Here is a 24,066-nt window from a genome sequence, read left to right as displayed (position 1 = left end):
AGTGCTCACCTGCTGGCGGCTACGGCACCGAGTCTCTACGACTCAGCAAGTCCCATTAGGCGGTCTCGTAGAGCCAGGGCGAGCAACCGCCGCCGCCCGAGCGGCAGATCCGCCACGCCAGGCTCTGGCCCCACTTGCCGGAGGAGATGGTGACGTCCCGCCAGCTGCCGTTGCCGTTGTAGTTGACGAGGTCCCCCTGGCTGACGCCGTTGATCTTCCACTGCACGTACGGGTACTGGCCGTCGGCCTCGGTGTCGCCGATGCCGAACATGTGCTTGTTGGGGTCGTAGTAGCCGTAGGCGCCCGTGATGACGTAGTTCTGCGCGCTGGCCGTCGTCGCCAGGCCCACCACCGCGGCGGCGGCGATGGCGACGGAAACGACCGAGTTCCGCATGATCCTGCGCATTTCTATTCCCCTCTCAGCATTTCCCCGAAGCCCGGGACGACCGAATTCGCCCCGCACTTTGAAATCCCCGGAAATTCCCCTCGACCGGGTACGTCCCAAAGGTTTTCAACGATCGCGGAACGGCGCAACGCGCGGAGAGCGGAACCCGTGCGACCCCCGTGCGGACCCCAGCCGGTGCATGAGCGGCATTTGAGGACGGTTTTACCGGGAGCTGAATCGTACGGCCCGGAAAAGGCATTCCTTCCACCGGGAATTCCGAGGTCAGGAACGCGCCGGGGCCCCGGACGGCGCGGTGCCGTCCGGGGCCCCTCCCCCCGCTCGGTGGTGGCGGTGGGTCAGTCGGCCAGGTTGACCGGGCGGTAGGCGTGGTAGCCGTCGCCGTCCTTGAGGCCGTAGCTGTGCGAGGTGTGCCGGGTGCCGACGTGGCCGGCCTGCTCGTAGGCCTGGTAGGAGTGCTTGCCGCTGTCCCAGTGGTCGAAGACGACGACGTGGCGGTGGTCGGGGTCGTTGCTGTTCGCCTTGATGACCAGGTCGCCCTGGCGCAGCTCGGACATCTTGATGGGCTTGGTCCAGCCGTTGTTCTTCAGCGCGACGGTGTTGGGCGCCGGCTTGGGCAGGTTGAGCGCCATCGAGGCGTAGCCGGAGCAGTCCTGGCGGTAGCCGTCCTTCCAGGTCTTGTGCTGGCTGTACGGGACGGGCTTGCCGGCGTCGGCGGTCAGCCAGCGCGTGGCCCGGCGGATCTCCTCGGCGCGGGTGATCTTCGGCGCGGCGGCCCGCTGGTCCTGCGCCTGGGCGACGGTGTCGGTGCCGGTCGCGGCGACGGCGGGCGCGGTGAGGGTGAGCGAGCCGAGCAGGGCGGTGGCGGCGAGGGCGGGGACGGTCCAGCGGCGGATGCGGTTCATGACGGTGTTTCCTTTCCGAGGGGAATACGGTGCGGGCGGAGGTTCGGTCAGTTCAGGTGGGCGAGGCGGCGCAGCGCGGCGCGGTCGCCGTGGAAGACGTCGGCGTCCATGGGGTGGCCGGCGGTGCCGGGCACCGTGGCCTGCTCGCTGTACTGCCAGAAGTCCCAGCCGGTGGCGCCGGGCAGCGGGCGGGGTTCGGTGGTGCCGTAGCGGGCGAGCCAGGTGTGGTGGCCGCTCAGTTCCTTGGTGCCGCCGAGGCAGTCGTCGACGATGTCGCGGCGGGTGTAGACGATCGGCGCGGTGCCGGTGGCCTGTTCGACCCGCTTCAGGAAGGCCTTGACCTGGGCGAGCTGGAGGCGGTGGCCGTCGCGGGTGCACTGTTCCAGGTCGAGGGCGGGTGGCAGTTCGCCCGCCTTGGTGCCGGTGTGGCCGGCGCGGCGGGTGACGTCGAGGAAGTGGTCGGCCTGGGCGGTGCCGTCGCTGTCGGGGCGGAAGAAGTGGTAGGCGCCGTGGATGAGGTTCACCGAGCGGGCGCCGGCGAGGTCGCGGGTGAACCAGCCGTCGTCGAAGGTGAGGCCGTCGGTGGCCTTGAGGTAGACGAAGGACTGGCCGCCGCGGGCGATGGCCGGCCAGTCGTAGGCCTGGTCGCCGTGGCCGGTGTCGTGGCTGTGGTGGGAGCTGTCGAAGCCGCGCACGGAGTACGCCTGCGGGCCGGCGTCGGCGCTCGCGGCCGGGCCGAGTGCCGTCGCGCCGAGGGCGGACAGGGCGAGGGCGGTCACGGCGGCCGCCCGGGCCGTGCCCCGGAGCAGGCCCCGGATCGTGCGGCGGGGGACGGGGTTCATCGGCGGTTCTCCTCTGCGTGCGGCTGGGGGGTGCTGACGGCGGGGTGGTGACGGTGCGTCGTCCCCGGGGTGGTGGCGGTCCGGTCGGTTCTGCTGCCACCGAGAGCTTCGTCCAGCGGCCGCAGGCCTTGCACCGGTTGCCTGTTGTCGCCCGGTGCGGACATCCCGACAACCCCGCTGACCTGCCGTTCCCACTCGTACGAGGGGTCGGTGCGACACCCCGTGACCGGCCCCGGGCGGGCTCGTTGGACGGTTGGGACACGACCGGATCGGGGGCGGCGGGTGGACACGGAGGGCAAGCGCGGGCGGGTGCCGGGACAGCAGGGTCCGGGGCAGCGGCCGCCGGGCCCGGCGGAGGACGGGGCGCCCGGGCCGGAGCCGGGTTTCGGGACGGCGTTGCGTGAGCGGCGCCGGGCGGCGGGCTTCTCGCAGTCCGAGCTGGCCCACCGGGTGCACTACGACAAGTCCCACTTGGCTTCCTCCCGGCCCCGAGGGGCCGGGATTCCGGTCGCACGTGCGGCGCCGGTGGTTAGCGCTTCACAGACCGGCCAAAGCCGAGGTCTCCACGCCCTGACACCGCATGCCCTGCGGCGTTGAGGATGTTCTTCGCGGCGTTCACGTCAGCGTGCTCCTGGTGTCCACAGGCGGTGCATCGGAAGTCGGCTTGGCTGTTACGCGACTTCGAGTCCACGTGCTTGCAGGCGTTGCAGGTCTGTGACGTGTACGCGGGGTTGACTAGAACCACGCTGGTTCCGGTGGTGCGCGCCGCGTTGCGCAGCGCGAGTTCGAGCATGTGCCATCCCTTGTTGAGGATGGCCCGGTTCAGCCCGGCTTTGGCTCGGACGTTCCTGCCAGGCTGTTCCGCTGTGCCAACCGCTGAGGCGGTCATCGACCGGATGCGGAGGTCTTCCAACACCACAACCGCATTTCGGGTGGCCAGCTCGGATGCGGTATGTGCGCAGAACTCGACACGCCGGTTGCGGACGCGCCCGGTGATGACGTTGATCTTCGCCAACACGGCTTTGCGGCGGTTGCTGCCTCGCCTGGAGCGCGCAAGTCGCTGCTGCAGCCGACGCAGTCTGGCGGCCTCACCGGGGGTGGCATATGCCCGGTCGCGGAAGTCTCCGTCGCTGGTCGTCACCGCGACCTTCACGCCACGGTCCACGCCCACGGCCGTGTTCGGCATGGCGTGTTGCTCCGGGGTGGTCGTGCCAGTTTCCACCAGAAAGGAGACAAACCAGTGCTGCCTCTGGCGAGTGACCGTGGCCGAACGGACCTCGCCGCCGAGCGGGCGGGACCAGCGAAACCGAACCCATCCGAGCTTCGGCAGCTTCGCGCGGCCCCACTTACGGCCGATCCGCTCCACAGTGATCAGGTTCCCGGCCGGGAAGCGGAACGACGGAGACCAGCGGGTCCTGGAACGCCACCTGACCTTGAATATGCCATGTTCCCGGCACGCTCGGTCCAGATCGCGAAGGGTCTGCTGCAACACGTGCGAGGGGGCATCCTTGAGCCAGGGGAAGTCCTTCTTCGCGTCGACCAACTCGGCAGCTTGCGGGACGTAGTTCATCCATGCCCCACGGCGTCGGTACTCCCGACGCTGTTCAAGAGCGGTATTCCACACGTCGCGGCAGATGTTGCCGAAGGTCTCACACAACTCAGCCTGTGCCTGATCGAGTTCAAGCCGATACTTACGACCGGACAACATCGTGGAACACCTCCCTCCGATCGTCGTGGTCAACCTAGCGCGCAGCTCTGACAACGCGGCGGTCTCCGCCGCTCTGGTCAGGTGCTGGGCACCGGCGACCGCCCCGATCGAGCCGGCTACCCGCCGCCGGTGTCCATACCGGGCTCGCGGCCACCAACGCGGAGGAGGAAGGTCGGTCTCATGGCCCAAACTGGACCTGGGCAGATCTGCTCGGCCAAAGGGCTGACGGAGCACAACGGATCAGCCTTCGTCGGGCTCTCCGGATCTGCCGAGTCCTCGTTGTCATCCGCCGGGTCGCCGCGGCCGGGGTGCCGGAGCTGCGCCGCAGCGCGGACGACGCGGTGCTGAGCACCCAGACCCAGTACCTGGCCGGGCGGATCCCCGGTTTCCGGTGGGGCGTCAACGCGCTGGCGCTCAGCCCCGACGGCCGGCTGGTCGCCACCGGCGACTCGCGGGGCCGGGTGGCGCTGTGGGACACCGCCACCACCGCCCTGGTCGCCGAACTGCAGGGAGAGGTGGGCCATCCCGTGCAGGACGTGGAGTTCAGCCCGGACGGGCGGCTGCTGGCGGCCGCGCTCACCCGTGACCCGCAGCGGCGGGTGCTGCTGTGGCGGGTGGCCGACCGGCAGCGGCTGCCCTCCCCGGTGATGCCGCCGAGCGCCACCGGCGCGTCCACCGTCGCCAAGCGGCTGGCGTTCAGCCGGGACGGCGCGCTGCTCGCGGCGGGCACCAGCGACGCCGACCTGCCGGGGCGGGTGTGGGTGTGGCGCACCGACGCGGGCGCCGCCCCGCCGGTGCGCACCCTGGTCGACCACGCCGGGGTGATCCAGGGCCTCGGCTTCGGCGCGGGGCACCGGATCGCCTCGGCGGCCACCGACGGCACCGTACTGGTGCGGGACCTGGACGCGCCGGCGCGGGCGGACGGCGGGGCGCCGGTGGTGTTCTCGGGGCGTTCGCCGTCCCCGCGCTCGCTGGCCTTCGCGGCCGACGGGGGGCTGCTGGCGGTCGGCGACGAGCAGGGCGGCATCCGGCTGTGGCGGCCCCCGGCGGGCGGCGCGGCGGGCGGCGACATCGGTAGCGCCGGGAGCGCGGCCACCGGGGAGGAGGACGAGCCGCAGGACTGGCCGGTCACCGACCTGCCGGCCCGTCACCTCGGCTCGGTCAACGCGCTCGGCCTCACCCCCGACGGCACCGCCCTGGTCTCCGGCGGCGCCGACCGCAGCGCCCTGGTCTGGGACCTGCCCACCCGGCGGGTCACCGCCGAGCTGCGCGGCCACCCCACCTTCGTCCTCGGTGTCGCCGTCGGCGGCGACAACCGCACCGTCGTCACCTCGGCCGGGATCAGCTCGCCGTCCGGCAGCGTGCTGGTCTGGGACCTGCGGCGCGGCACCGACCTGGCACCGGGCCCGGACCGTCCGCCGGTCACCGCCGTCGCCTCGGCCGGGGACCGGGCGGCGGTCGCCACCGCCGACGGCCGCACCGCGCTGTGGGACGTGGCCGGACCGGCGCCCCGCCTGGTCACCGTCACCGCGCCGACCGGCAGGGCCGTCACCGCCCTGGCCTTCGACCGGGCCGGCCGCACCCTGGTGAGCGCCGGCGCCGACGGCTCCCTGCGCGTGTACGGCGCCGTGGACGGGTCGCCGCGCGCCTCGGCCGGCATCGGCGACGAGCCCACGGCCGTCGCCCTCAGCCCCGACGGCTCGCTCCTGGCGGCGGCCACCGCGGACGGACGGCTGCTCACCGGCGCCCCGGACGGCTCACCGCTGCGCCCGCGCCGGCACGACGACAAGGACCGCGTCCTGTCGCTCGCCTTCCTCGGCGACGGCGCCGAACTGGCCTTCGCCCACGACTCCCAGTACGTCCACCTGCTCGCCGTCGCCGACCCGGCCGACGGGGTGCGGCAGAGCCCGTTCCGGCACGACGACCTGGTGCGCCGGATCGCCGTCAGCGCGGACGGCCGGCAGCTCGCCACCACCGGCAACGACCGGCTCGTCCACGTCTGGGACACCCGCACCGGGCGGCGGCTGGACGTCGGCGAGCACCCGGTGGGCGACGACACCGTCCAGGCCCTCGCCTTCACCCCCGACGGCCGCGCCGTGGCCGGCGTCGGCCGCGGCGGCCGGCTGCGGCTGTGGGACCCGGCCGCCGCCTCCGCCCCGGCCACCGTCACCGGCCCGGGGCAGTCGCTGGAGGCCCTGGCCTTCCTGCCCGACGGGCGCGCCCTGGTCGGCGGCGACGACGGCGCCGCCGCGCTGTGGACCCTCGCCCCGGGCACCGCCGCCGCCCGGGCCTGCGCCGTGCTGCGCGCGCCGCTGCCCCGCGAGGAGTGGTCCCGGCTGCTGCCCGCCGTCCCCTACCGTCCGGGCTGCGGCTGAGCGGTGGGCCGGCGGGGTGTCAGGACAGCGGGGTGTCAGGACGGCGGGGTGTCAGGACGGCCTGCTCGCGGGGCGCGGGTCGCCGGACTCCCGGGCCCAGGCGCCGATGCCCAGGCGGCCGGTGGTGCCCAGGTCGAGTTCGGGGGTGACCGTCACGGGGGCCGCGTCCGGGGTGGCGCGGACCCTGACGTAGGGGACGTTCTCCGGGGCGCCGTCCAGGGTGGTGTTGCGCCACACCAGGGTGGCGCGGGCGCCCTCGCCCGGGCGCAGCGCGATCTTCTGCGGCGGGTTGTCGGCGCCGGTGCCGGTGGCGATCTCGGCGCCGCCGGACAGCAGCCGCACCCCGTCGACGGGCCGGTGCTCCAGGTCGAGGAGTTGCAGGGTCGGGTAGCCGTCGAGGTCGACCGTGGCCGTGCCGCAGTTGCGCAGGTGCAGGCCGAGCACGCGCAGGCCCATCGCGGCGTCGCCCTCGTCGGCGTACAGCCGCAGGCCGGAGGCCGGGCAGGGGCCGTCGGGCCGCGGGGCCTCGGCGGTGGGCACGCTGCGGACCTTGGTGATCTTCAGCTGCGGTGCGGCGCCCGGCGCGGCCGGGCCGGTGCCCGGACGCGTCGGCTGGACCGGTTCGATCGGCGGGAACGCCGCGCCGGACCCCGGCCCGGCCGTCGGCGTGGTCCCGTTCAGGTCGAGCCGCTGCTTCACGGTGGCCCCGGGGGCGACCGCGGCGACGGTCTCCGTCACGTAGTCCTTCACGGCGCCGGCCGGGGAGAACAGGCCGAACTGCACCGTGACGTCGGACGGTTCGGTGCCCCGGTTGGTCACCTCGTACTCCGCGCAGGCCGCGTTGACGGCGGTGATCCGCACCCCGTCCCGGGCGAGCGCGGACGGCACCTGGGCGCCGGCGGTGGGCGACGGCAGCGCCACCCCGCACGGCCCGGCGCTGCCGGACGGCGCCAGGGTGCCGCCCGCCCCGGTGACCTGGGACCCGCAGCCGGTGAGCAGGACGGCGGCGACCGCCGCGGCGGCCGCTCCCGGCCGACGGCCCGTCAGCGGACGGCTGGACTTCTCGAACTGGTGCATCGGACGAGTCGATCATGCTCCGCACCCGAACGGCTGTGAGCCGGGCCACTCCCCGTGCAACAGCTCTGCAATGGTCCCGCCCGTGCCCGGTTCGCCCCGCCCCGCCGCGCCCCGCCGTTCCGTCTCAGTCCGCGGCCTCCGGGTGCGCGGCCTCCAGGCGGGCGATCTGCCGCTGCGCGTCGGTGTCGCCGTGCTCCTGCGCCCAGCGGTACCAGGCGAGCGCCTGGCGGTGACCGCCGCGCTGTTCGTGGATCTCGGCGCCCTCCGTCCAGGCCCCGGTGTCGCCGGCTTCGGCGGCCCGCCGCAGCCAGGCGAGGGCGGTCCAGTGGTCGCGGTCCTCCAGGCGGATCCGGGCCACCCGGCGCATGGCGGTGACCTCCCCGGCCATGGCGGCCAGCAGCAGCCAGTGGTGCGCGTTGACGGCGTCGAGGTCGACCAGGACCGCCACCGCCCCGAGGTCCCCCGCCTCGGCGAGGTCGCGGTAGCGCTTGAGCGCGCGCTTGCGCAGGCGCCGGCGTTCGAGCCGGTCGGTGGAGTCCTCGCGCAGCAGCAGGCAGAGCCGGGCCACGTCGTGCTTGGCGTCCGGGTCGCCCGCGACCTCGGCCCGGGTGAAGGCCTCCAGCGCCTCCGCCGTCCGGCCCTCCCGCTCGTGGGCCTCCGCCTCGGCACGCGGCGCAGGCGGTACGGGCGCAGGCGGTACGGGCGCGGGCGGTACGGGCGCGGGCGGGGCGGGCACGGGCGGTACGGGCAGGGGCGCAGCCGGCGGTACGGGCGGGGGCGGGGGTACAGGCGAGGGTTCCGCCGGCGCGGGGTCCTGCGGCGTGGTGTCCGCCAGGCCCAGGGCGCGGCGGACCCGGCGGGCCTCCTTCTTGGCCTGGACGTCCCCCTTCGCGCCGGCCCGGGCGTAGTGCTCCAGTGCCTCCCGCGGCCGGCCGAGCCGTTCCAGGATCTCCCCCATGTCCTTCAGGGACGGCACATGGCCCTTCTCCGCGGCCGGGCGCAGCTGTTCCAGGGCCTCGGGGAGCCGGCCCTCGTCGCGGGTTCGGCGGCCCACCCACAGCGCGGCGTCCACGCTGCCGAGCCGGGCCGCCCGGTGGTACCACTCGGCCGCCTCGGTCTGCCGGGCGGGATCCCGGTTGAGCAGGTTGGCGGCCATCGTCGTGCCGTGCGGGCTGCCCTCGGCGGCGGCCCGCAGGAACCAGCCGAGGGCCTGCTCGTCGCGCTTGCGGCCCTGGTGCCAGGTGCCGAGCGCCAGCATCGCCGTGACCTTCCGTTCGGCCGCGGCGAGTTCGTGGCGCCGCAGCACCGCCAGCTGTTCCTCGGTCAGCGGGCCGAACCGTTCGACCAGGGCGGCGCGGACCCTGGCCGCTGCCCCGGGTGCGCCCTCGTGCCGGCGGGCCGCCGCGCGCTCGTACCAGGCGATGGCCTCCATCGGCCCGGTCACTCCCTCGCCCTCCCGCAGCAGTTCGCCCAGCCGCATCATCGACGCGGTGTCCCCGGCCTCGGCCGCCATCCGGTGGAAGGCGAGGAGTTGCTCGCGGCGCTCGGGGAGGTGGCGTTCGATCATCCCGGCGGCCTCGCCGGCCGCCCCGGCCCGGCCCGCCTCGGCGGCCTTCCGGTACCACCACAAGGCCGCGCCCCAGTCCCGGGCGCTGCGGTGGCTGGCGGCGAGCCGGTGCATGGCCTCGGGGTCCCCGGCCCGCGCGCCGGCCCGGTACTTGGCGCCGGGAACGCCGCTCCGGAGCGGCGGCGTGGGCGCGGGCGAAGCGGCGGGGGTGGGCCGGGACAGGACGGCCGTCTGCTCCGATCCGGGCGGCTGCTGCTCCTCCGGCCGCCGGGGAAGCACGGGAGGCGCGGGAGGGACGGAAGGCGCGGAAGGCGCGGAAGGCGCGGAAGGCGCGGAAGGCACGGAAGGCCGGGGCGGCGGCAGGGTGGTGCCCTGGCCGCCCTGCGCGGTGGTCGGTGTGGGCCCCAGGTCGTGTTCCAGCCGCAGCCGGGCGCCGAACGCGGCGAGCGATTCGGTCGGCGCTTCGATCGGCGCTTCGGCGAGCGGGTCGACCCGGGTCGGCTCGGCCCCGGACGCCGCGCCGGGCCGTGGCTGCGCCGCCGCCGCTGCCGGGCGGCGGCGCAGGGGTTCCTCCAGGTCGACGGCCAGGCCGGAGCGTTCCTCGACCGCCGCCCAGAGCGCCGGCGGGAACCAGTCGCGTGCCTTGGGCGGGGCGTCCGGCAGCAGGGCCGCGAGGTCGGCGAGCCTGGGGCGGTCGTCCGGGTGCGGTTCCAGGCAGGGGCGGACCACCCGGTCCACCTCCGGCGGCAGCCCGTCCAGCCGCGGCCGTCCGTTGAGGATGTTGGAGGCGATCTGCCTGGGGATCCCCGGGCCGAAGGGGTTGCCGTTGAGGGCGACGGAGGCGAGGACCAGGCCCAGCGCGAAGACGTCGCAGGCCGGGCCGACCTCCTGGTAGAGCAGTTGCTCGGGCGCGGCGAAGGTGATCGTCGCGGGGACCTGGGTACCTGTCAGCACGGTCTCGTCGGCGGGGTCGAGGTGGCGGGCGATGCCGAAGTCGATGACCCGCGGTCCGGCGCCGGCCAGCAGGACGTTGCCGAGTTTGAGGTCGCGGTGGACCAGGCCGGCCGCGTGGATGGCGTCCAGCGCGTTGACCAGGCCGGTGGCGAGCACCCGCCAGGTGCGCAGTGGCAGCGGGCCGCCGCAGACCTCCAGGGCGGTGGCCAGGTCGACGCCGCGGATGTAGCAGGTGGCGAACCAGGGTTCGGCGGCGCCGGTGTCGGCGTCGACCACCTCGGCGGTGTAGGCGCTGTCGACCGCGCGGGCGGCCACGACCTCGCGGTCGAAGCGGCGGCGGAAGAGCTCGGGGTCGCGCGCGAGCCGGTCGGGGCGGATGGTCTTGAGCGCCACGCCGCGTCCGAACCGTACGTCGTGGCCGGTGCGCCGGGCGTAGTAGACGTTGCCCCAGCCGCCCCGGCCGAGCCGGCCGAAGAGCCGGTACGGGCCGATCGTCTCGGGATCGTCGTCCTCCAGGTACTCCACCGTGATCCCCTCACTGTTCCTCACCGGAGCACCGCCCGGAGGCGTCGCGGGCGTTCCCGGTGGTCCGTCGGTCCCAGCGCGCCCGGCGCGTCAGCCCTGGCGCGTCGGCTCGTCGCCGTCCGGCGGGCGCCTGGGCGGTTTGGCGCGCACGCCCTCGGCGCGTTCGCCGGGCCAGCGCTGGCCGCTGCGGCGCAGGACGATCCCGGGTTGGACCTCGATCTCGTCGTCCGGGCCGAAGGCGTGGAACAGCCGTTCGCGGGGCCGCTGTTCGCAGGCTTCCCGCAGGTGCGGGAGCGGTTTCCAGGGGGTGGGGTCCTGTCCGGGGCGGATCGTGCGGATCCTGCTGACGGCCTTGCCGCTGGTGTCGAGTGCCCGCAGCGTGCCGCGGCGGGAGACGATCAGCAGGTGCCGGCGGGAGACGGCCAGGCGCCGGTCCTCGTCGAGGTGCCGGTCCTCGATGCGGGCGAGGTTGGCCCGGCCGAGGACGAATTCGGTGCGGTCGTCCTCGGTGAGGTTCTCCCAGGCGCGGCACTCCCCGTCGACCAGGACCTTGAGCTGGGCGCGGCGACGCCGGGGGCCGGTGTCCTTCAGCAGGGTGCCGTGCGCGCGGCAGACCACCTTGTCGCGCCGCACGGCGGGGGCGGGGTGGCAGCCGTCGACCGGGCACCGCCAGGAGCGTTCCAGGATCTCGGCGCGGGGCCGGCCGCGGACCAGCAGGTTGCTCGCCCGCAGGTCGTCGATCTCGCGTTCCCGGGAGACGACCCGGTCGGCGAACACCCGCATGTCGCGGCGGACCAGGCGCACCGGGCGGCCGCCGCCCCATGCGGGGGCGAGGAACCGCTCGCGGTCGCCCTGGATCCAGGGGTGGCGGCCGCGGTGGCCGGTGTAGAGGTCGCTGCTGATGACGGGGGTGCCGAGCGACCGGGCGTGGTCGAGCAGGTCGGGGTCGGCGCTCTCGCGGGAGGTGATCAGGCCGTGGTCGCGCCATTGCCGCAGCAGGGCGGGCTCGGCGGGGTCGGGGTAGAGCGCGTCGTACTCGGGGCGCAGCAGGCTGTCGTCGGCGATGGCGTGGACGGTGACCTCCCGGTCCTGTTCGAAGGCGCGCAGCGCCGCCAGGACCAGGCGCAGCCGGTCCAGCGCCCGGGGGGTGCCGCCGCCCAGGCCGCGTTCGCGGACGATGTTGGAGAGGTCGAGCAGGAAGTCGGCCCGCTCGGGGCGGCCCCGCAGATGGCGTTCCATGCGGCGCAACGCCGCCAGGTCGCTCGCCACGCCCCACCCCACGCCGTTCGCCCGCCCCTTGTTCCGGTGTAGAGGCTAGCGACCTCGGGGGGTGTCGCGCCGGGTGTCCCGGACGATACGTCAGTCCCGTTACGCGATCGGGAAGTTCGCGGGCGAGCGGTCGGGAGGATGAACAGGTGAACGGCTCCGGGCTCCCCGCGTGGTGTCGCGGGGAGCCCGGGGCCGTCGACGCCGCGGACGGTAGCTCCCGGCCGGGTCCGCGAAGCGCCGACCCCCGGCTGACCCGTCGGCAGACCCCCGGCAGGCCGGGCCGTCAGAGGCGGTCGGCGTCCAGGACGGCCCGGACGAAGGCGTCCGGCGCCTCCTGCGGCAGGTTGTGGCCGACGTCCGCGAGGGTGCGGTGGAGGTAGGGGCCGGTGAAGTACTGGCGGTAGCCGGTGCCGTCTCCGGGGGCGGTGAAGGGGTCGCGCCCGGGGTCGAGGGTGACGGTGGGCACGGCGATCCGGGGCCGGGCGGCGAGCCGCTGCTCCAGCCGGTCGTAGCGGTGCTCGCCCTCGGCAAGGCCCAGCCGCCAGCGGTAGTTGTGGATGACGATCGCCGGGTAGTCGGGGTTGTCGAAGGCGACGGCGGTGCGCTCGAACACGGCGTCGTCGAAGGCCCAGGTCGGTGAGACGTTCTCCCAGACCAGGCGGCACAGGGCGCGCCGCTTGTCCCGGTCCTCCATGGCCAGGCGGCCGCGCTCGGTGGCGAAGTAGAACTGGTACCACCAGGTGTGCTCGGCGGCGGCCGCCAGCGGCTCCCGCTGCTTCGCCACGTCGGTGATCAGGTATCCGCTGACCGACACCAGCGCCTTGACCCGCTCGGGCCACAGCGCGGCGACGATGTCGGCGGTGCGCGAGCCCCAGTCGAAGCCGGCCAGCACCGCCCGTTCGATCCCCAGCGCGTCCATCAGCGCGACGACGTCCAACGCGACCGCCGCCTGCTGGGCGTTGCGGGGCGTGCGGGCGGACAGGAAGCGCGTCGTGCCGTGCCCGCGCAGGTAGGGCACGATCACCCGGTAGCCCTGCGCGGCGAGCAGCGGTGCCACGTCCACGTAGCTGTGGATGTCGTACGGCCAGCCGTGCAGGCAGACGACCACGGGACCGTCCGCCGGGCCGTCCTCGGCGTAGCCGACGTCCAGCACCCCGGCGCGGACCTGCGCCGTCCGGGCGAACCCGGTCCGCCCGGCGGACCCGGCGGGGCCGGCGGGGCCGGCGGCTCCCGGGGCGGGTGCTGCGGGCGCGGCCGGGGCGGCCTGGGCGCTCTGGGGCGGGGCCGCCAGGGACAGGGCGCTCGCGCCCGCCCCGAACCCGACGGCCTTGGTGAAGGTGCGCCTGTCGATCATGCTCGTTCCTCCGTGGTGCGGTGGTGTCGGCCGGCGCCGGGATCCGGCGGCCGGCCCCACCCACTGTGAGCCGCGAAGCGCTCACGCACATCAGTCACATGACGCTGAGTCACCGGACGGAGTCACGGAAGGATGACCGTACCGAGAACCGCTATGAGCGGTAGCGGTAGCGGATCCGGCCGCGGGTGAGGTCGTAGGGGCTGAGCTCCACGAGCACCCGGTCGTGCGGGAGGATCTTGATGTGGTTCTTGCGGACCTTGCCGCTGATGTGGGCGAGCACGATGTGCCCGTTGGACAGTTCCACCCTGAAGGTGGCGTTGCGCAGGCACTCGGTGACGGTGCCTTCGACTTCGATGCCGTCTGCTGTCTTGGCCATGTCTCTCACCTCTCCGTTCGGTGATGGGGCGCCGGGGCGGCGCCGTGGTGGCGGTGCTGTCGGTGGCGCCGGGTGGCGCCGGTGGTGTCCGTGGTGGTGCCGGTTGGCGTCAGTGTCGGACGAGTTCGAGGGTGCTGCCCGCGCGGCAGGCGCCGATGCCCTCGAACAGGGCGGTGGCGGCCGCGTTGGTCTCCGCCACCTCGGCCCAGGCCGTGGTGACGCCGTCGCGGTGCAGCGAGTCCAGTGCGTGGGCCAGCAGTGCGCGGGCGATGCCGCGGCGCTGGTGGTCGGCGCGCACGGCGAGCAGGCCGATCCGCGGCCGGCGCGGCAGCGGCGCGGTCCGCAGCAGCCCGACGTAGCGGCCGTCCTCGTGGGCCACGGTGTACTTCACGGGGTGGACCACGGTGGTGCCCGCCGGGCGGGGCAGGATCTGGGCGGGCATCGCCGACCAGCCGGCGCCGGCCTCGACCTCCCGGTGGATGGCCCGGTCCAGGTCGCGCAGCGGCTCCTCCCGCGCCTCGCCGGGCGCCAGGACGGTCACGCCCGCCGGGGGCCGTACCGGGCCGAGGCCGGTGGTGCGCGGGTCGGTGGGCACGGTGTAGCCCCACTCGCGGCGTACGACCGCGAAGCCGACGCGCTGCCAGGCGGCGGTCGCCTCCTGGTCGGCCTCGTCGGTGACGGTGTGCAGCGGTTCGGGCAGGTCGGTCAGCATGGTGCGGGCGATGCGGTCGAAGACCGGGCCCTGCCAGGCGTCGACGCTGACGAACAGCCGTCCGTCGGGCCGGCGCGAGGTGTCGCCGCTGCCGACCACGCGGTCGTCCTCCACGGCCTGCCACTGGGTGTCCGAGATCCGGGTGACCACGAGCGCGCGGCCGTCGGCGGCCGGGGTCGAAAGGCCCGGAGTGGAATGACCAGGGGTGGAACGGTCCGGAGCGGAGTGGTCCGGGGCGGGGTGCGAGACGTTCATGGGTGTTGCCTTTCGGGAGTGCCTGGTACGAGGCGCTCTCCCGGGCGACATGAACGTCAATCGCCCGCCGTGGTGAAGAGGGGGAGCACCCACGCGGTTACCGCCTTCATGGGTCTCACCTCCTCGCGTCGTCATCACGGCTTCGCAGACCGTAGCAGCCCGGAGCCGACCGGACCAACCGGTTTCACCGCCGGAGCCCCGGGCGGGCGGGCCGGGACGGTCCGGTGCGACCCTGCTCCGATGAACCCTGACGACAACGACCTCGGGCAGCGCTGGACGAGGCGGTTGCTGGCCGTCCTCGCGGCCGACCCCGCCGACCAGCTGGCCTGGGCCCGTGAGCACCGGGTGCGGACCGCCGCCCTGGCCGATGACATCGAGCTCGTCCTGCAACTGGCCGAGGCCATGGCGGAGCGGGGAACCCTCGCACCGGAGGTCCTGGAGGACGTCAGGACCATCCACCGGCTCTTCGGCGGGACGGCCACCGGCCGGTGGGCCGACGCCCTGGCCGCCGAGGCGCGCTGGGACGGGATGCGGGCCTCGGCCCGTCGGGTCCTCACCGCCCGGGAGGGCGACTGGCGACTGCCCCTGCCCCGGCGCGTGTCGCCCGGGCACGTCTACGACTGAGCGCGACTGCGGTATCGCCCCCGGTGTCCCGCAGGGTGAGACGGCCCGTCCCACCCCCGCGGGTTTCTGCCAGCATGCGTGGCATGCAGCAGCAGCTGATTATCAGCCGCGGCGTGCCGGCACCGTGCCGGGAGGAGTGACCCTCCCCGGCCCACCGCCCGCACGCAGACCTCTCGCACTCCGCGAGGGGTCTTTCTGCTTTTCCGGCCCGCCAGTCCCACCCACAGACAGGACCGTCGCCATGGAACACGCCCGGCTCACCGTCACCCTGCGCCCCACCACGGGGACGCTGGCGCGGCTCGCCTCCACCCTCAACAACCACCGCGTGCTGGACCTCGCCTTCAGCACCGCGGCGCCGGCCCCGGCCCGGGCGGTGGTGCGGGTGCCGCGGCCGGAGGCGGTGCGGGTGCAGCAGAAGCTGCGCCGGATGGTGGATGTGCTCGACGTGGCCCTGGAGCCGGCCGGCCCCGCCGAGGGCAGCGGCCCCGCCGAAGAGGCCGGCGCGGTCAGGGAGGCGGGCCCGGTCGGCGGGCGCGGTCGGTGATGTTGCGCGCCATGGCGCCGAACACCGGGCCGTGGAAGGGCGCCATCGCCCACCAGTAGGCGTGTCCGGCCAGGCCGTGCGGGTGGAACAGGGCGCGCTGGCGGTAGCGCGCGCCGCCGTCCCCGTCGGGGGCGACCCGCAGTTCGAGCCAGGCCAGGCCGGGCAGCCGCATCTCGGCCCGCAGGCGCAGCAGGCGGCCGGGTTCGATCTCCTCCACCCGCCAGAAGTCGAGGGCGTCGCCGACCCGCAGGCGGTGGCGGTCGCGGCGGCCGCGGCGCAGGCCGACGCCGCCGGCCAGGCGGTCGAGGGTGCCGCGCAGGGCCCAGGCGAAGGGCAGGGAGTACCAGCCGTTGTCACCGCCGATGCCCTCGACGACCCGCCACAGGGCCGCCGGGTCGGCGGCCACATGCCGTTCGCGCAAGTCCTGGTAGAGGCTGCCGCCGGCCCAGTCGGGGTCGGTGGGCAGCGGGTCGCTGGGCGCACCGGGCAGGGAGGCGGAGGACCAGCGGGTGTCGACGCGGGCGTCCCGGACGCGGCGCAGGGCGAGTTCGACGGCGCGGTCGAAGCCGGTGAGGCCGCCGGGCGGGTCGGGGATCCAGCGGGCGATGTCGTGCTCGTGGCAGACCACCTCGTGGCGCAGGGATTCCACCAGCGGGCGGGCGAGCGGGCCGGGGACGGGGGTGACCAGGCCGACCCAGTGGCTGGACAGGGCCGGGGTCAGGACGGGCACGGGCAGGATCAGCCGCCGGTGCAGGCCGGCCGCCTCGGCGTAGCGGTGCATCATCAGGCGGTAGGTGAGGACGTCCGGTCCGCCGATGTCGAAGGGCCGGTCGGCCTGGGGCGGCAGACCGGCGGCGCCGACCAGGTAGGCCAGTACGTCGCGGACGGCGATGGGCTGGATGCGGGTGTCGACCCAGCGGGGGGTGACCATGACGGGCAGGCGCTCGGTGAGGTAGCGGAGCATCTCGAAGGAGGCGGAGCCGGAGCCGATGATGACCGCGGCCCGCAGTTCGGTGGTGGGCACCCCGGTGGAGCGCAGGACGCGGCCGACCTCGGCGCGCGAGCGCAGGTGCGCGGAGAGTTCGGGTTCGGGGACGCCGGCGGGCAGCAGCCCGCTGAGGTAGACGATGCGGGCCACCCCGGCCGCGGCGGCGGCCCGGGCGAAGGCGCGGGCGGCGTGCCGGTCGGTGGTGTCGAAGTGCGGGCCGGTGCCGAGCGAGTGGACAAGGTAGTACGCGACGTCGACGCCGTCGAAGGCGCCGGCCAGGGTCCCGGGCCGGGTGACGTCGCCGGTCACCGCCTCGACGCCGGCGCGCCACGGCTGGTCGCGCAGCCGTCCGGGGTCGCGGGCCAGGCAGCGCACCCGGTGCCCGGCGGCGAGGAGTTCGGGTACCAGGCGGCCGCCGATGTAGCCGGTGGCTCCGGTGACCAGGCAGTGCCGTCCGGTCGGGGGTCGCTCGTCCATCGTCCGTCTCCTTTCGACGTCCTCTCGCTGTCCTCTCGACGTCCTCTCGGTGTCCTTTCGACACCGCCGGACCGTGGCCGGGCCGGGGCGGGCCGGTCAGCGCAGCAGTCGCTCCAACTGGTCGAGGGCGGTGGCCAGGTCACGGGGTCTCAGGGTGCCGGGCGGGCGGCGGGGGCCGGCCCAGCCGGGGCCGGCGGCCAGCACGACGGGGCCGGTGCGCGCGCCGTGCGGGCCCCAGGTGGTGCGGGCGACGCGGTGGGCCAGCGCCCGGTCGGCGGTGCGGGCGACCTGGGACCAGAGTAGGACGGCAGGCGGGCCGGTGCGGCGCACCGCCTCCAGGAGCGCCTCGGTGGGCAGGGCGGCGCCGAACATCCGGAACGGCAGCCCGCGTTCGGCCAGCCCCGCGGCGACCGCCTCCAGCGGCAGGGAGTGCAGTTCGGTGGGCATGCCGGCCAGCAGCGCGGCCGGTCCCGGCGGCACGTCGTCCGGGTCCCCGGCCCCGTCGCGGGTCCGGTCGGCGGCCCGGTCGGCGGCCCGGCGCAGGGCGGCGGCGACGTGCCAGGAGAGCAGGTGTTCCACCTCGACGCAGCGTTCGCCCTCGGCGGCCCACTTGCGGCCGGCCGCCCGCAGGGCCGGGGTCATGACCTCGGTCCAGGCGGTGACCGCGCCGAGGTCGTCGATGGAGCGGCGCAGGATGCGGGCCATCTCGGGCGCGTCGAGGCGTACGGCGGCGCGGGCCAGTCCCCGGCACTCGGGGCGGACGGTGCCCACCGGCAGGGTGTTGCCGCCGGGGGCGGGCACGGCCGGGGTCTGGCGCGGAAGCGGGGCCGCCGTACCGCCGGCCGGTCCGGTACGGGTGGCCAGGGCGGCGCGCGCGGCTTCGGCGGGGGCGACGCCGCGGGCGGTGAGGCGGCACATCTCCTCCAGCACGGCCACGTCCTGCGGCCCCCACCGGCGGTGGCGTCCGGGGTCACGGTGGGCCGGGCCGATGCCGTAGCGGCTCTCCCAGGAGCGGACGGTGGTGGGCGAGACACCGAGCCGTCGGGCGAGGGCGCCGGTGGTCAGGGCGGCGGCGGCCGCGGCGGCGGGGGCGGTCACGGCGGCGAGCCTACGGCGGGGCGGGGCGCGGTGCCGGGCGGACGCGCGGACCGCCACGCCCGGACGCCGGGGGCACCGGAGCCGCCGGGGGCACCGGGGCCGTCGGGGGCACCGGGGCCGTCGGGGCCGTCGCCGAGGTGGCCGCGCAGGTGGCGCAGGGCGTCGCGGATGCGGGTCTTGACGGTGCCCAGCGGCGCCCCGGTCCGGGCGGCGGCCTGGGCCTGGGTGCAGCCGCCGACGTAGACCAGGAGCAGGCACTCGCGCTGGACCTCGCTCAGCGTGGCCAGGGCGCGCCGGAGCCGGTCGCGTTCCCGCCGGCCCTCGACCCGGTCGATGGCCTGGTCGGCGACCTGGTCGAAGTCCGGGGTGTAGGCGCGCAGGGCGGCGGCGCGGTCGCGGTCGGCGGCGGCGCGGGCGGAGCGGACCCGGTCGACGGCTCGCCGGTGGGCCAGGGTGAGCAGCCAGGGCAGGACCTCGCCGCGCTCGGGGCGGTAGCGCGGCGCCTCCCGCCACACCTGCCAGAACACCTCCTGGGTCACCTCCTCGGCCTGGGCGCGGTCCCGCAGCACGCGCAGGACCAGGGCGAGGACGGCCGCGGCGGTGGCGCCGTAGAGGTCCTCGAAGGCCCGTTCGTCGCCGCGGGCGGTCCGGTCCAGCAGCGCGCGCAGCCCGGCCCGCCGGTCGGCGCTGCCCCGGTCACCGCTCCCCCGGTCGGCGGGTGCCTCGGGGGTCGGCGGCCCGGCGCCGGGGGCCTCGGGGGTTGGCGTCCCGGCGCCGGGTGCGTGGGGGGCGGGCGCCTCGGGGGCGGGCCCGCCGGGTGCCCGGTCGATCGTCGCCGGCACCCTCCGACCGTCGCGCAGGGCCGGCCCGTCCGGGTACTCGCAGCGTTTGCGCAGCGTTTTGTGCCAGTGGCCGGGGCCCGGCGGGCGTCAGGTCGTACCGGCGGGCGTCAGGTCGTACCGGCGGGTGTCAGGGGGCGCCGGCGCCGAGCAGGGCGCGGGCGGCGGCCAGGCCGGAGCGGCAGCCGTCCTCGGGGGAGCCCCAGCCGTGGTGGGCTCCGGCGAACGCGGTGCGTCCGGTGCTGAGTCCGGGCAGCCGGCGCTGGGCGGCGACGGTCTCGGCGGTGTGGACGGGGTGCTCGTGGACGGCGCGGGAGATCACCAGGTGCTCGGGGACGGGGTCGTGGGGCGCCTCGTTGCGGGTGACCAGGTAGTCCTCGGCGGTGTCCAGGCGCAGCAGCCGGTTGAGGTGATGGCTGATCCGCGCCGTGCCGGCCGGGGCGGTGCAGTGGGGCATGCGGTAGTTCCAGGAGCCGCGGGCCCACCGGGTGCCGGGCAGGACGGAGGTGTCGCGGTGCAGGACGGTCGGGGTGCGGGTGTAGCGGAAGGCGGCGAGGACCTCGCGTTCGGCGCGGGTGGGGTCGGCGAGCAGGTCCAGGGCCTGGCCGGCGTGGGTGGCGACGACGACGGCGTCGGCCTCGGCGCGGCGGCCGTCCGCGGTGGTGAGGGTGATGCCGTCGAGGTGGCGGTGGACCGCCCGGACGGGGGTGTGGCGGTGGACGGCGGTGAGGCGGTCGGCGATGCGCCGCACGTACGCGGCGGATCCGCCGGTGACGGTGCGCCAGGCGGGCGGGCGGGAGTCCGAGAGCAGGCCGTGCCGGTCGAGGAGGGCGAACAGGTGGCGGGCGGGGTGGTCGCCGGCCGGGTCGGGGGCGGTGCAGGGGCGGGCGGCGGCGACGAGGGGGGCCAGGTAGTGGTGGGCGAAGTAGCCGGAGAAGCATTCGTCGAGGAGGAAGTCGCGCAGGGTGGGGTCGCCGGCGCCGGGGTGGGTGAGCAGGCGGCGGGCGCGGGCGCGGAAGCGTGGGATGTCGGCGAGCAGGCGCAGGTAGCGGGGGCGCAGCAGCGGTTCGGGACGGGCGAGGAGTCCGGCCGGTCCGTCGGTGCCGGCGTACTCGAGGCCGCAGCCCTCGCAGTGCACGGCGATGGCCGCGTCGGCGTCCCGGGTGGGGACGGCGAGGTCGCGCAGGAGCCGTACCAGGTGGGGGCAGGTGTGCTCGTCGTGGATCAGGAAGCCGGTGTCCAGGGCGAGTTCGCGGCCGTCGGGGGTGGTGACGTGCTGGGTGCGGGCGTGGCCGCCGAGCCGTCCGCCGGCTTCGAAGAGTTCGACCTCGGCGCCGGCGCGCCGCAGTTCCCAGGCCGCGGTGAGGCCGGCCACGCCCGCGCCGACGACGGCGATCCGGCGGCGGCCGGGGGTGCGCGGGGCGCGCCGGGGGGCGGGTCGTCCGCTCGGGGGTGCGGGGGTGGCGGCGGTGGGGGCGGCGGTCAACGGGGGTCCCTTCCGATCGGCCCGGTGCGGTGCGGTGCGCGTGCGGTGCGGTGCGTGTGCGGTGCGGTGCGGTGCGGCTGGGCAACGCCCGTGGGGGCCGCGTCCGTTGTTCGGAGCGGGCGGGGCGGCGGATTGGACGGGCCTCCCGGTTCCGTGCGCCGGGAGGCCGGGCAGGGCCCGTACGGCGGCCGGGCCGGGGTTCAGTGGGCGGTGTCCGGGATCCAGGAGCCGTGGATGCCGGCCGTGACGCGGCGCGGCAGGTGGACGGCGGCCAGCTGTCCGAGGCCGGAGGCGTCCAGGACGAGCAGCCGGGAGGCGTCCTGCTTGAGGTCGGAGACGACGGTGAGCAGGTAGCCGTCGTCCTCGCGGGTGGCGCCGGCGGCGGGGACGAAGACGGCCTCGCTGGGCATCCGGGCGTCGCCGACCTCGTGGATGCGGCGTTCCCCGGTGGTGCGGTCGTACTTGACGACGCCGTAGCCGCCGAGGCCGTCGGAGTCGGGGAAGGAGACGGCGTACTGGTAGCGGTGCTCGGCGCCGAGCAGGTCCTCGTTGATGGTGGGGAACTCGGTGGCGAGGTCGTCCACGGTGCACTCGGCGACGGTGCCGGCCGCCGGGTCGATCACCCAGCGGCGGGTGCGCGAGGCGGTGGTGGGCTCGGCGCCGCGGCCGGGGGCGCCGACCCACCAGTTCCAGGACAGGACGAAGCCCTCCCGGTCGACGGCCGGGCCCTCCAGGACGATCCGGCCCCGCTCGTCCTCGTAGGCGTTGGCGGCGTGCAGCAGGGAGCCGGGCTCGACCGGGTACCAGCGGATCCGTCCGGCGCCGTCCGCGCCGCGCGGCATCACGCCGATCCGGGCGGGCTGCTCGTCGTCCCAGCCGTACGGGATGCCGGAGTGTTCGGCGGGGTCGAAGGTGACGGAGCCCTCGACGAACACCACGTGGTGGCGGGTGATCGCGAAGTCGTGCTTGAGGGCGGCGCTCGCGCCGGGGACCTCGGCGCTGTGGACGATCGCGCCGCTCGCGTCGGCGACGTGGTGGGTGAGGTAGGGCGGGAGGGGCGAGGAGCCGAAGAAGTGCAGTTCGCCGGTGGCGGGGTCGACCTTGGGGTGGGCGGTCATCGCGGTGCGCAGCGTGCCGGCGAAGTCGTAGGCGCCGACGGTCTCCAGTTCGGGGGTGAGCTCGAAGGGCAGGTTGGCCTCGCTGAGCGCGAGCAGGCGTCCGGCGTGCTCGATGACGTGGGTGCCGGCGGTGCTGGCGGTCAGGTCGGGGCCGTGTTCGGTGAGGTAGGGGGCGCCGTCCAGGGCGGGGGTGCGCACCCAGCGGTTGCGGTACCACTCGGCGCGTCCGTCGCGCAGCCGGATGCCGTGGACCATGCCGCTGCCCTTGAACCAGTGGGTGGGGGTGATGCCGGGCTTGGGGTTGTGGCTGTTGCGGACGAGCCGGCCGGTGAGCTCCGGGGGCAGGGTGCCCTCGACGGTCAGCCCGGTGGCGGTGATCTCGTCGACGGCCGGGGTGTAGTGGCCGGTCAGGTAGGGCTTGGCGGCGGTCATGGTCGGGTCCTCGCTGTCTCGGTGGGGTGGCTCGGGTGGCTTGGGTGGCTCGGCGGTCAGGCGCGCTTCTCGGCGCGGTTCTTGAGGCAGGTGAGCCAGCTCTCCAGGGAGGTGCGCAGGGCCTGGCCGAGTTCCTCCGGCATGGCGTCGACGGGCTCGCCGCTCCAGGACTCCTCGGTGTGGACGGTGACCTGGTCGCCGGTCTGCTCGAAGGTCCACACGTGGACGCCGTCGATGCCGTTGGCGGGGCCGCCCCAGACGATCCGGGCGCCGGGCACCAGCTCGCGGACGGTCGAGGTGATGGTCAGCCCGTGGGTGCGCCAGGTGAAGACGGCGCCCTCGGCGAGCGGGCTGTGGAGGCGGGCCTGGTCGATGTCGGTGTTCCAGACGGGCCAGTCGCCGATGCCGGTGTGCAGGGCCCAGACGGTGTCCAGGGGCGCGTCGATGACGGTGGACAGGCGGGCGATGACGGGGGCGGTGGGGTCGATGCCGGTCATGGCGGGACTTCCTCTCAGACTATGTATGGTTGACCACTCACACTCTCGGCCGAAGAAACGGCGGGGCGCGCGCAGGGGGTGCGCGCCCCGCCGGTACGGGGCCGGGCGGTCGACAGTGGGCGGGTCGGGCGACAGGCGGGACAGCGGGTTCAGAAGTGGGTGATCCCGGCGGACAGGGTCCTGGTCCAGGGCGCGTCCACGGCGTCGGCGCCCATCGAGACCAGCAGGTGGCAGAGCATCCCGGTGGCGAAGAACTCCTGGACCTGCCCCTCGTCGCCGCCGGAGGCGCCGCGGACGTACTCCACCAGGCGGGCGTAGCCCTGGCGCACCGCCTCCCGCACGGCCGGCTCGGAGACCGCCGCCGCCTGGGCGTGCAGCTGGATCAGCATCAGGTCGTTGTCGCTGATCAGCCGGGCGTAGGACTCCCCCATCGCGTGCAGCACCACCTCGGCGGAGCTGCCGGTCGCCTCGGCGGCGGCCCGCTCCAGGCTGGCCCTCACCTGGACGAAGCAGTGCTCGACGACGGCGACGAAGAGCGACTCCTTGCTCGGGAAGAGCCGGTAGACGTACGCCTGGGAGATCCCGGCCGCCTTGGCGACCTCGGTGGTGGTGGTCCCGAAGTAGCCGCGGGCGGCGAAGGCCCCGATCGCGGTGCGCAGCACCGTCTCCCGGCGCTCCTCGGCGGTGGACAACTGTCGGCGGCGTTCCGTCTGCATGTGAGTACTCAACCACTCACACTTACGGACCGTCAAGACCCCGCCGGGCGCGGACCCGGCGGGGCCGGACGGTCGGGCGGGGCCGGACGTCAGAACTGGACGTCGGTGCAGGAGTAGAAGGCGTTGCCGGTGTCGGCGATCTCCCAGACGGCGACGATCACCTGGTGGCCGGTGCGGCCGGTGGGCAGGGTCGCGGTGTGGGTGGTGGTCGCGGCGGGCTGGCGGCCGTTGTAGGGGACGGTCAGGAAGGGGGTCAGGTCCAGGGCGGCCCGGGTGATCGGCTGGCTCGCGTTGTAGCCGGGCTTGGTCAGGTAGTACTTGAAGTTGGTGGTGGAGTGGCGGGCCTCGATCTCCCAGGTGAAGGTGAGCTGCTGGCCCGCCGTCACCTTGGTGGTGGGCCAGGCGCCGCCGCGCGGGTTGTCCAGCGGGGCCCAGCGTCCGTCCCCGCCGGCGCAGATGGTGCCGTCGGCCGGGCCGCGGCCCGGGAAGCCCTTGGGGCCCTCGACGCTCTGGGGCTCCCACTGGATGTCGCCGCAGTCCCACGGGACGGCGTCGGCGCCGCAGAGCGCGGAGCGGCTGGGGGGCTGGTTGACGAAGCCGTGCGACTGGGCCGGCAGGGCCAGCGCGATCGGCAGGACGATCGCGGCCGCGGCGGCCCCGATCAGGTGGCGTTTGCGCATGGTGCTCCTCCGTGGGGGTGGATGGAGTGTGCGCCCGGCGCGGGGCGTGCGGACGGGCGTGCGCGTGGGGGTGCGCACGGGGCCCGGCCGACGACTGGCGTGCTCGCGCCAGGCCGGTTGCCCGACACCGTAGGAGCCGCCTCCCCGGGCGTCAATGGTCTGAACCATTGCGGCGGCCCCCGCCCCCGCGGTGCCATCTGATGTGCCATCCGGCCCGCGAGAAAGCCCTAAGTAATTGCATGAGC

At 75.3% G+C, this 24,066-nt stretch carries 20 protein-coding genes and 1 pseudogene; 3 read left to right on the top strand and 18 right to left on the bottom strand.

Features of this window, described 5'->3' with window-relative positions; translation table 11 throughout:
- Window positions 1-55 precede the first annotated feature (55 nt).
- The 4 genes from IE332_RS34840 to IE332_RS34825 form a co-directional block, all read right to left on the bottom strand.
- Window positions 56-406, bottom strand: a complete 351-nt coding sequence (locus IE332_RS34840) for a hypothetical protein (protein WP_189924474.1) — start codon at window positions 404-406, stop codon at window positions 56-58.
- 335 nt (window positions 407-741) lie between these two features.
- Window positions 742-1,308 carry a C40 family peptidase gene (locus IE332_RS34835; RefSeq protein WP_189924472.1) on the bottom strand — a complete coding sequence of 189 codons (567 nt, stop codon included), beginning with the start codon at window positions 1,306-1,308 and terminating at the stop codon, window positions 742-744.
- Between the two features lie 47 nt (window positions 1,309-1,355).
- The gene (locus tag IE332_RS34830) at window positions 1,356-2,150 is read right to left on the bottom strand and encodes a glycoside hydrolase family 25 protein (protein ID WP_189924470.1); all 795 of its coding nucleotides are present in this window, start codon (window positions 2,148-2,150) and stop codon (window positions 1,356-1,358) included.
- A 529-nt stretch (window positions 2,151-2,679) separates the two neighbouring features.
- Window positions 2,680-3,858, bottom strand: a complete 1,179-nt coding sequence (locus tag IE332_RS34825; RefSeq protein WP_189924468.1) for an RNA-guided endonuclease InsQ/TnpB family protein — start codon at window positions 3,856-3,858, stop codon at window positions 2,680-2,682.
- A gap of 341 nt (window positions 3,859-4,199) precedes the next feature.
- Here IE332_RS34825 and IE332_RS34820 point away from each other — a divergent pair, with 341 nt between their 5' ends.
- Window positions 4,200-6,233, top strand: coding sequence for a WD40 repeat domain-containing protein (locus IE332_RS34820; protein ID WP_189924466.1), 2,034 nt, complete (start codon window positions 4,200-4,202; stop codon window positions 6,231-6,233).
- Between the two features lie 51 nt (window positions 6,234-6,284).
- Here the strand turns inward: IE332_RS34820 and IE332_RS34815 are convergent, their stop codons facing one another.
- The 6 genes from IE332_RS34815 to IE332_RS34790 all read right to left on the bottom strand — a co-directional run bounded on the left by IE332_RS34815 (window position 6,285) and on the right by IE332_RS34790 (window position 14,322).
- Complete coding sequence (locus IE332_RS34815; RefSeq protein ID WP_189924464.1) at window positions 6,285-7,310, bottom strand: DUF4232 domain-containing protein; 1,026 nt, start codon at window positions 7,308-7,310, stop codon at window positions 6,285-6,287.
- Window positions 7,311-7,434: 124 nt separating this feature from the next.
- On the bottom strand, window positions 7,435-10,380 hold the full coding sequence (locus tag IE332_RS34810) for a serine/threonine-protein kinase (RefSeq protein WP_189924462.1): 2,946 nt from the start codon (window positions 10,378-10,380) through the stop codon (window positions 7,435-7,437).
- Window positions 10,381-10,446: 66 nt separating this feature from the next.
- A complete protein-coding gene (locus tag IE332_RS34805) occupies window positions 10,447-11,625 on the bottom strand; it encodes a hypothetical protein (RefSeq protein ID WP_189924459.1) in 1,179 nt (392 codons plus the stop codon).
- A gap of 283 nt (window positions 11,626-11,908) precedes the next feature.
- Complete coding sequence (locus tag IE332_RS34800; protein ID WP_189924457.1) at window positions 11,909-12,979, bottom strand: alpha/beta fold hydrolase; 1,071 nt, start codon at window positions 12,977-12,979, stop codon at window positions 11,909-11,911.
- 151 nt (window positions 12,980-13,130) lie between these two features.
- Entirely contained in the window at window positions 13,131-13,355 is a 225-nt protein-coding gene (infA, locus tag IE332_RS34795) for a translation initiation factor IF-1 (protein ID WP_189924455.1), read from the bottom strand.
- A gap of 109 nt (window positions 13,356-13,464) precedes the next feature.
- The gene (locus IE332_RS34790; protein WP_189924452.1) at window positions 13,465-14,322 is read right to left on the bottom strand and encodes a GNAT family N-acetyltransferase; all 858 of its coding nucleotides are present in this window, start codon (window positions 14,320-14,322) and stop codon (window positions 13,465-13,467) included.
- A gap of 240 nt (window positions 14,323-14,562) precedes the next feature.
- On the opposite strand from IE332_RS34790, the gene IE332_RS34785 reads away from it, so the two are divergent.
- Both IE332_RS34785 and IE332_RS34780 read left to right on the top strand, forming a co-directional pair.
- Window positions 14,563-14,946, top strand: a complete 384-nt coding sequence (locus tag IE332_RS34785) for a hypothetical protein (RefSeq protein ID WP_189924450.1) — start codon at window positions 14,563-14,565, stop codon at window positions 14,944-14,946.
- A gap of 241 nt (window positions 14,947-15,187) precedes the next feature.
- Window positions 15,188-15,490: a hypothetical protein gene (locus IE332_RS34780; protein WP_189924448.1), complete on the top strand. Its 303-nt coding sequence runs from the start codon at window positions 15,188-15,190 to the stop codon at window positions 15,488-15,490.
- Here the strand turns inward: IE332_RS34780 and IE332_RS34775 are convergent.
- From IE332_RS34775 to IE332_RS34740, 8 genes and pseudogenes are all read right to left on the bottom strand, one after another.
- A complete protein-coding gene (locus IE332_RS34775) occupies window positions 15,453-16,955 on the bottom strand; it encodes an SDR family oxidoreductase (RefSeq protein WP_189924446.1) in 1,503 nt (500 codons plus the stop codon). The two genes, IE332_RS34780 and IE332_RS34775, sit on opposite strands and share 38 nt — an antisense overlap.
- 96 nt (window positions 16,956-17,051) lie before the next feature.
- Window positions 17,052-18,053, bottom strand: coding sequence for a MerR family transcriptional regulator (locus IE332_RS34770; RefSeq protein WP_189924444.1), 1,002 nt, complete (start codon window positions 18,051-18,053; stop codon window positions 17,052-17,054).
- Between the two features lie 131 nt (window positions 18,054-18,184).
- Window positions 18,185-18,721 (bottom strand): annotated as a pseudogene (locus IE332_RS41475) (sigma-70 family RNA polymerase sigma factor); the annotation flags it as partial.
- Between the two features lie 301 nt (window positions 18,722-19,022).
- Window positions 19,023-20,288, bottom strand: a complete 1,266-nt coding sequence (locus tag IE332_RS34760; RefSeq protein ID WP_189924483.1) for an NAD(P)/FAD-dependent oxidoreductase — start codon at window positions 20,286-20,288, stop codon at window positions 19,023-19,025.
- Between the two features lie 290 nt (window positions 20,289-20,578).
- Window positions 20,579-21,928, bottom strand: coding sequence for a carotenoid oxygenase family protein (locus IE332_RS34755; RefSeq protein ID WP_189924442.1), 1,350 nt, complete (start codon window positions 21,926-21,928; stop codon window positions 20,579-20,581).
- 56 nt (window positions 21,929-21,984) lie between these two features.
- Complete coding sequence (locus IE332_RS34750) at window positions 21,985-22,425, bottom strand: SRPBCC family protein (protein WP_189924440.1); 441 nt, start codon at window positions 22,423-22,425, stop codon at window positions 21,985-21,987.
- Window positions 22,426-22,574: 149 nt separating this feature from the next.
- Window positions 22,575-23,141 carry a TetR/AcrR family transcriptional regulator gene (locus IE332_RS34745; RefSeq protein WP_189924437.1) on the bottom strand — a complete coding sequence of 189 codons (567 nt, stop codon included), beginning with the start codon at window positions 23,139-23,141 and terminating at the stop codon, window positions 22,575-22,577.
- Between the two features lie 89 nt (window positions 23,142-23,230).
- Window positions 23,231-23,821 carry a lytic polysaccharide monooxygenase auxiliary activity family 9 protein gene (locus IE332_RS34740; protein ID WP_189924435.1) on the bottom strand — a complete coding sequence of 197 codons (591 nt, stop codon included), beginning with the start codon at window positions 23,819-23,821 and terminating at the stop codon, window positions 23,231-23,233.
- Window positions 23,822-24,066 lie beyond the last annotated feature (245 nt).

It is taken from the genome of Kitasatospora xanthocidica (genome assembly GCF_014656195.1).
Classification (GTDB): domain Bacteria; phylum Actinomycetota; class Actinomycetes; order Streptomycetales; family Streptomycetaceae; genus Kitasatospora; species Kitasatospora xanthocidica.
Note: the sequence above shows the minus strand (reverse complement) of the source record. Positions and strands in the feature narration are given on the sequence as shown.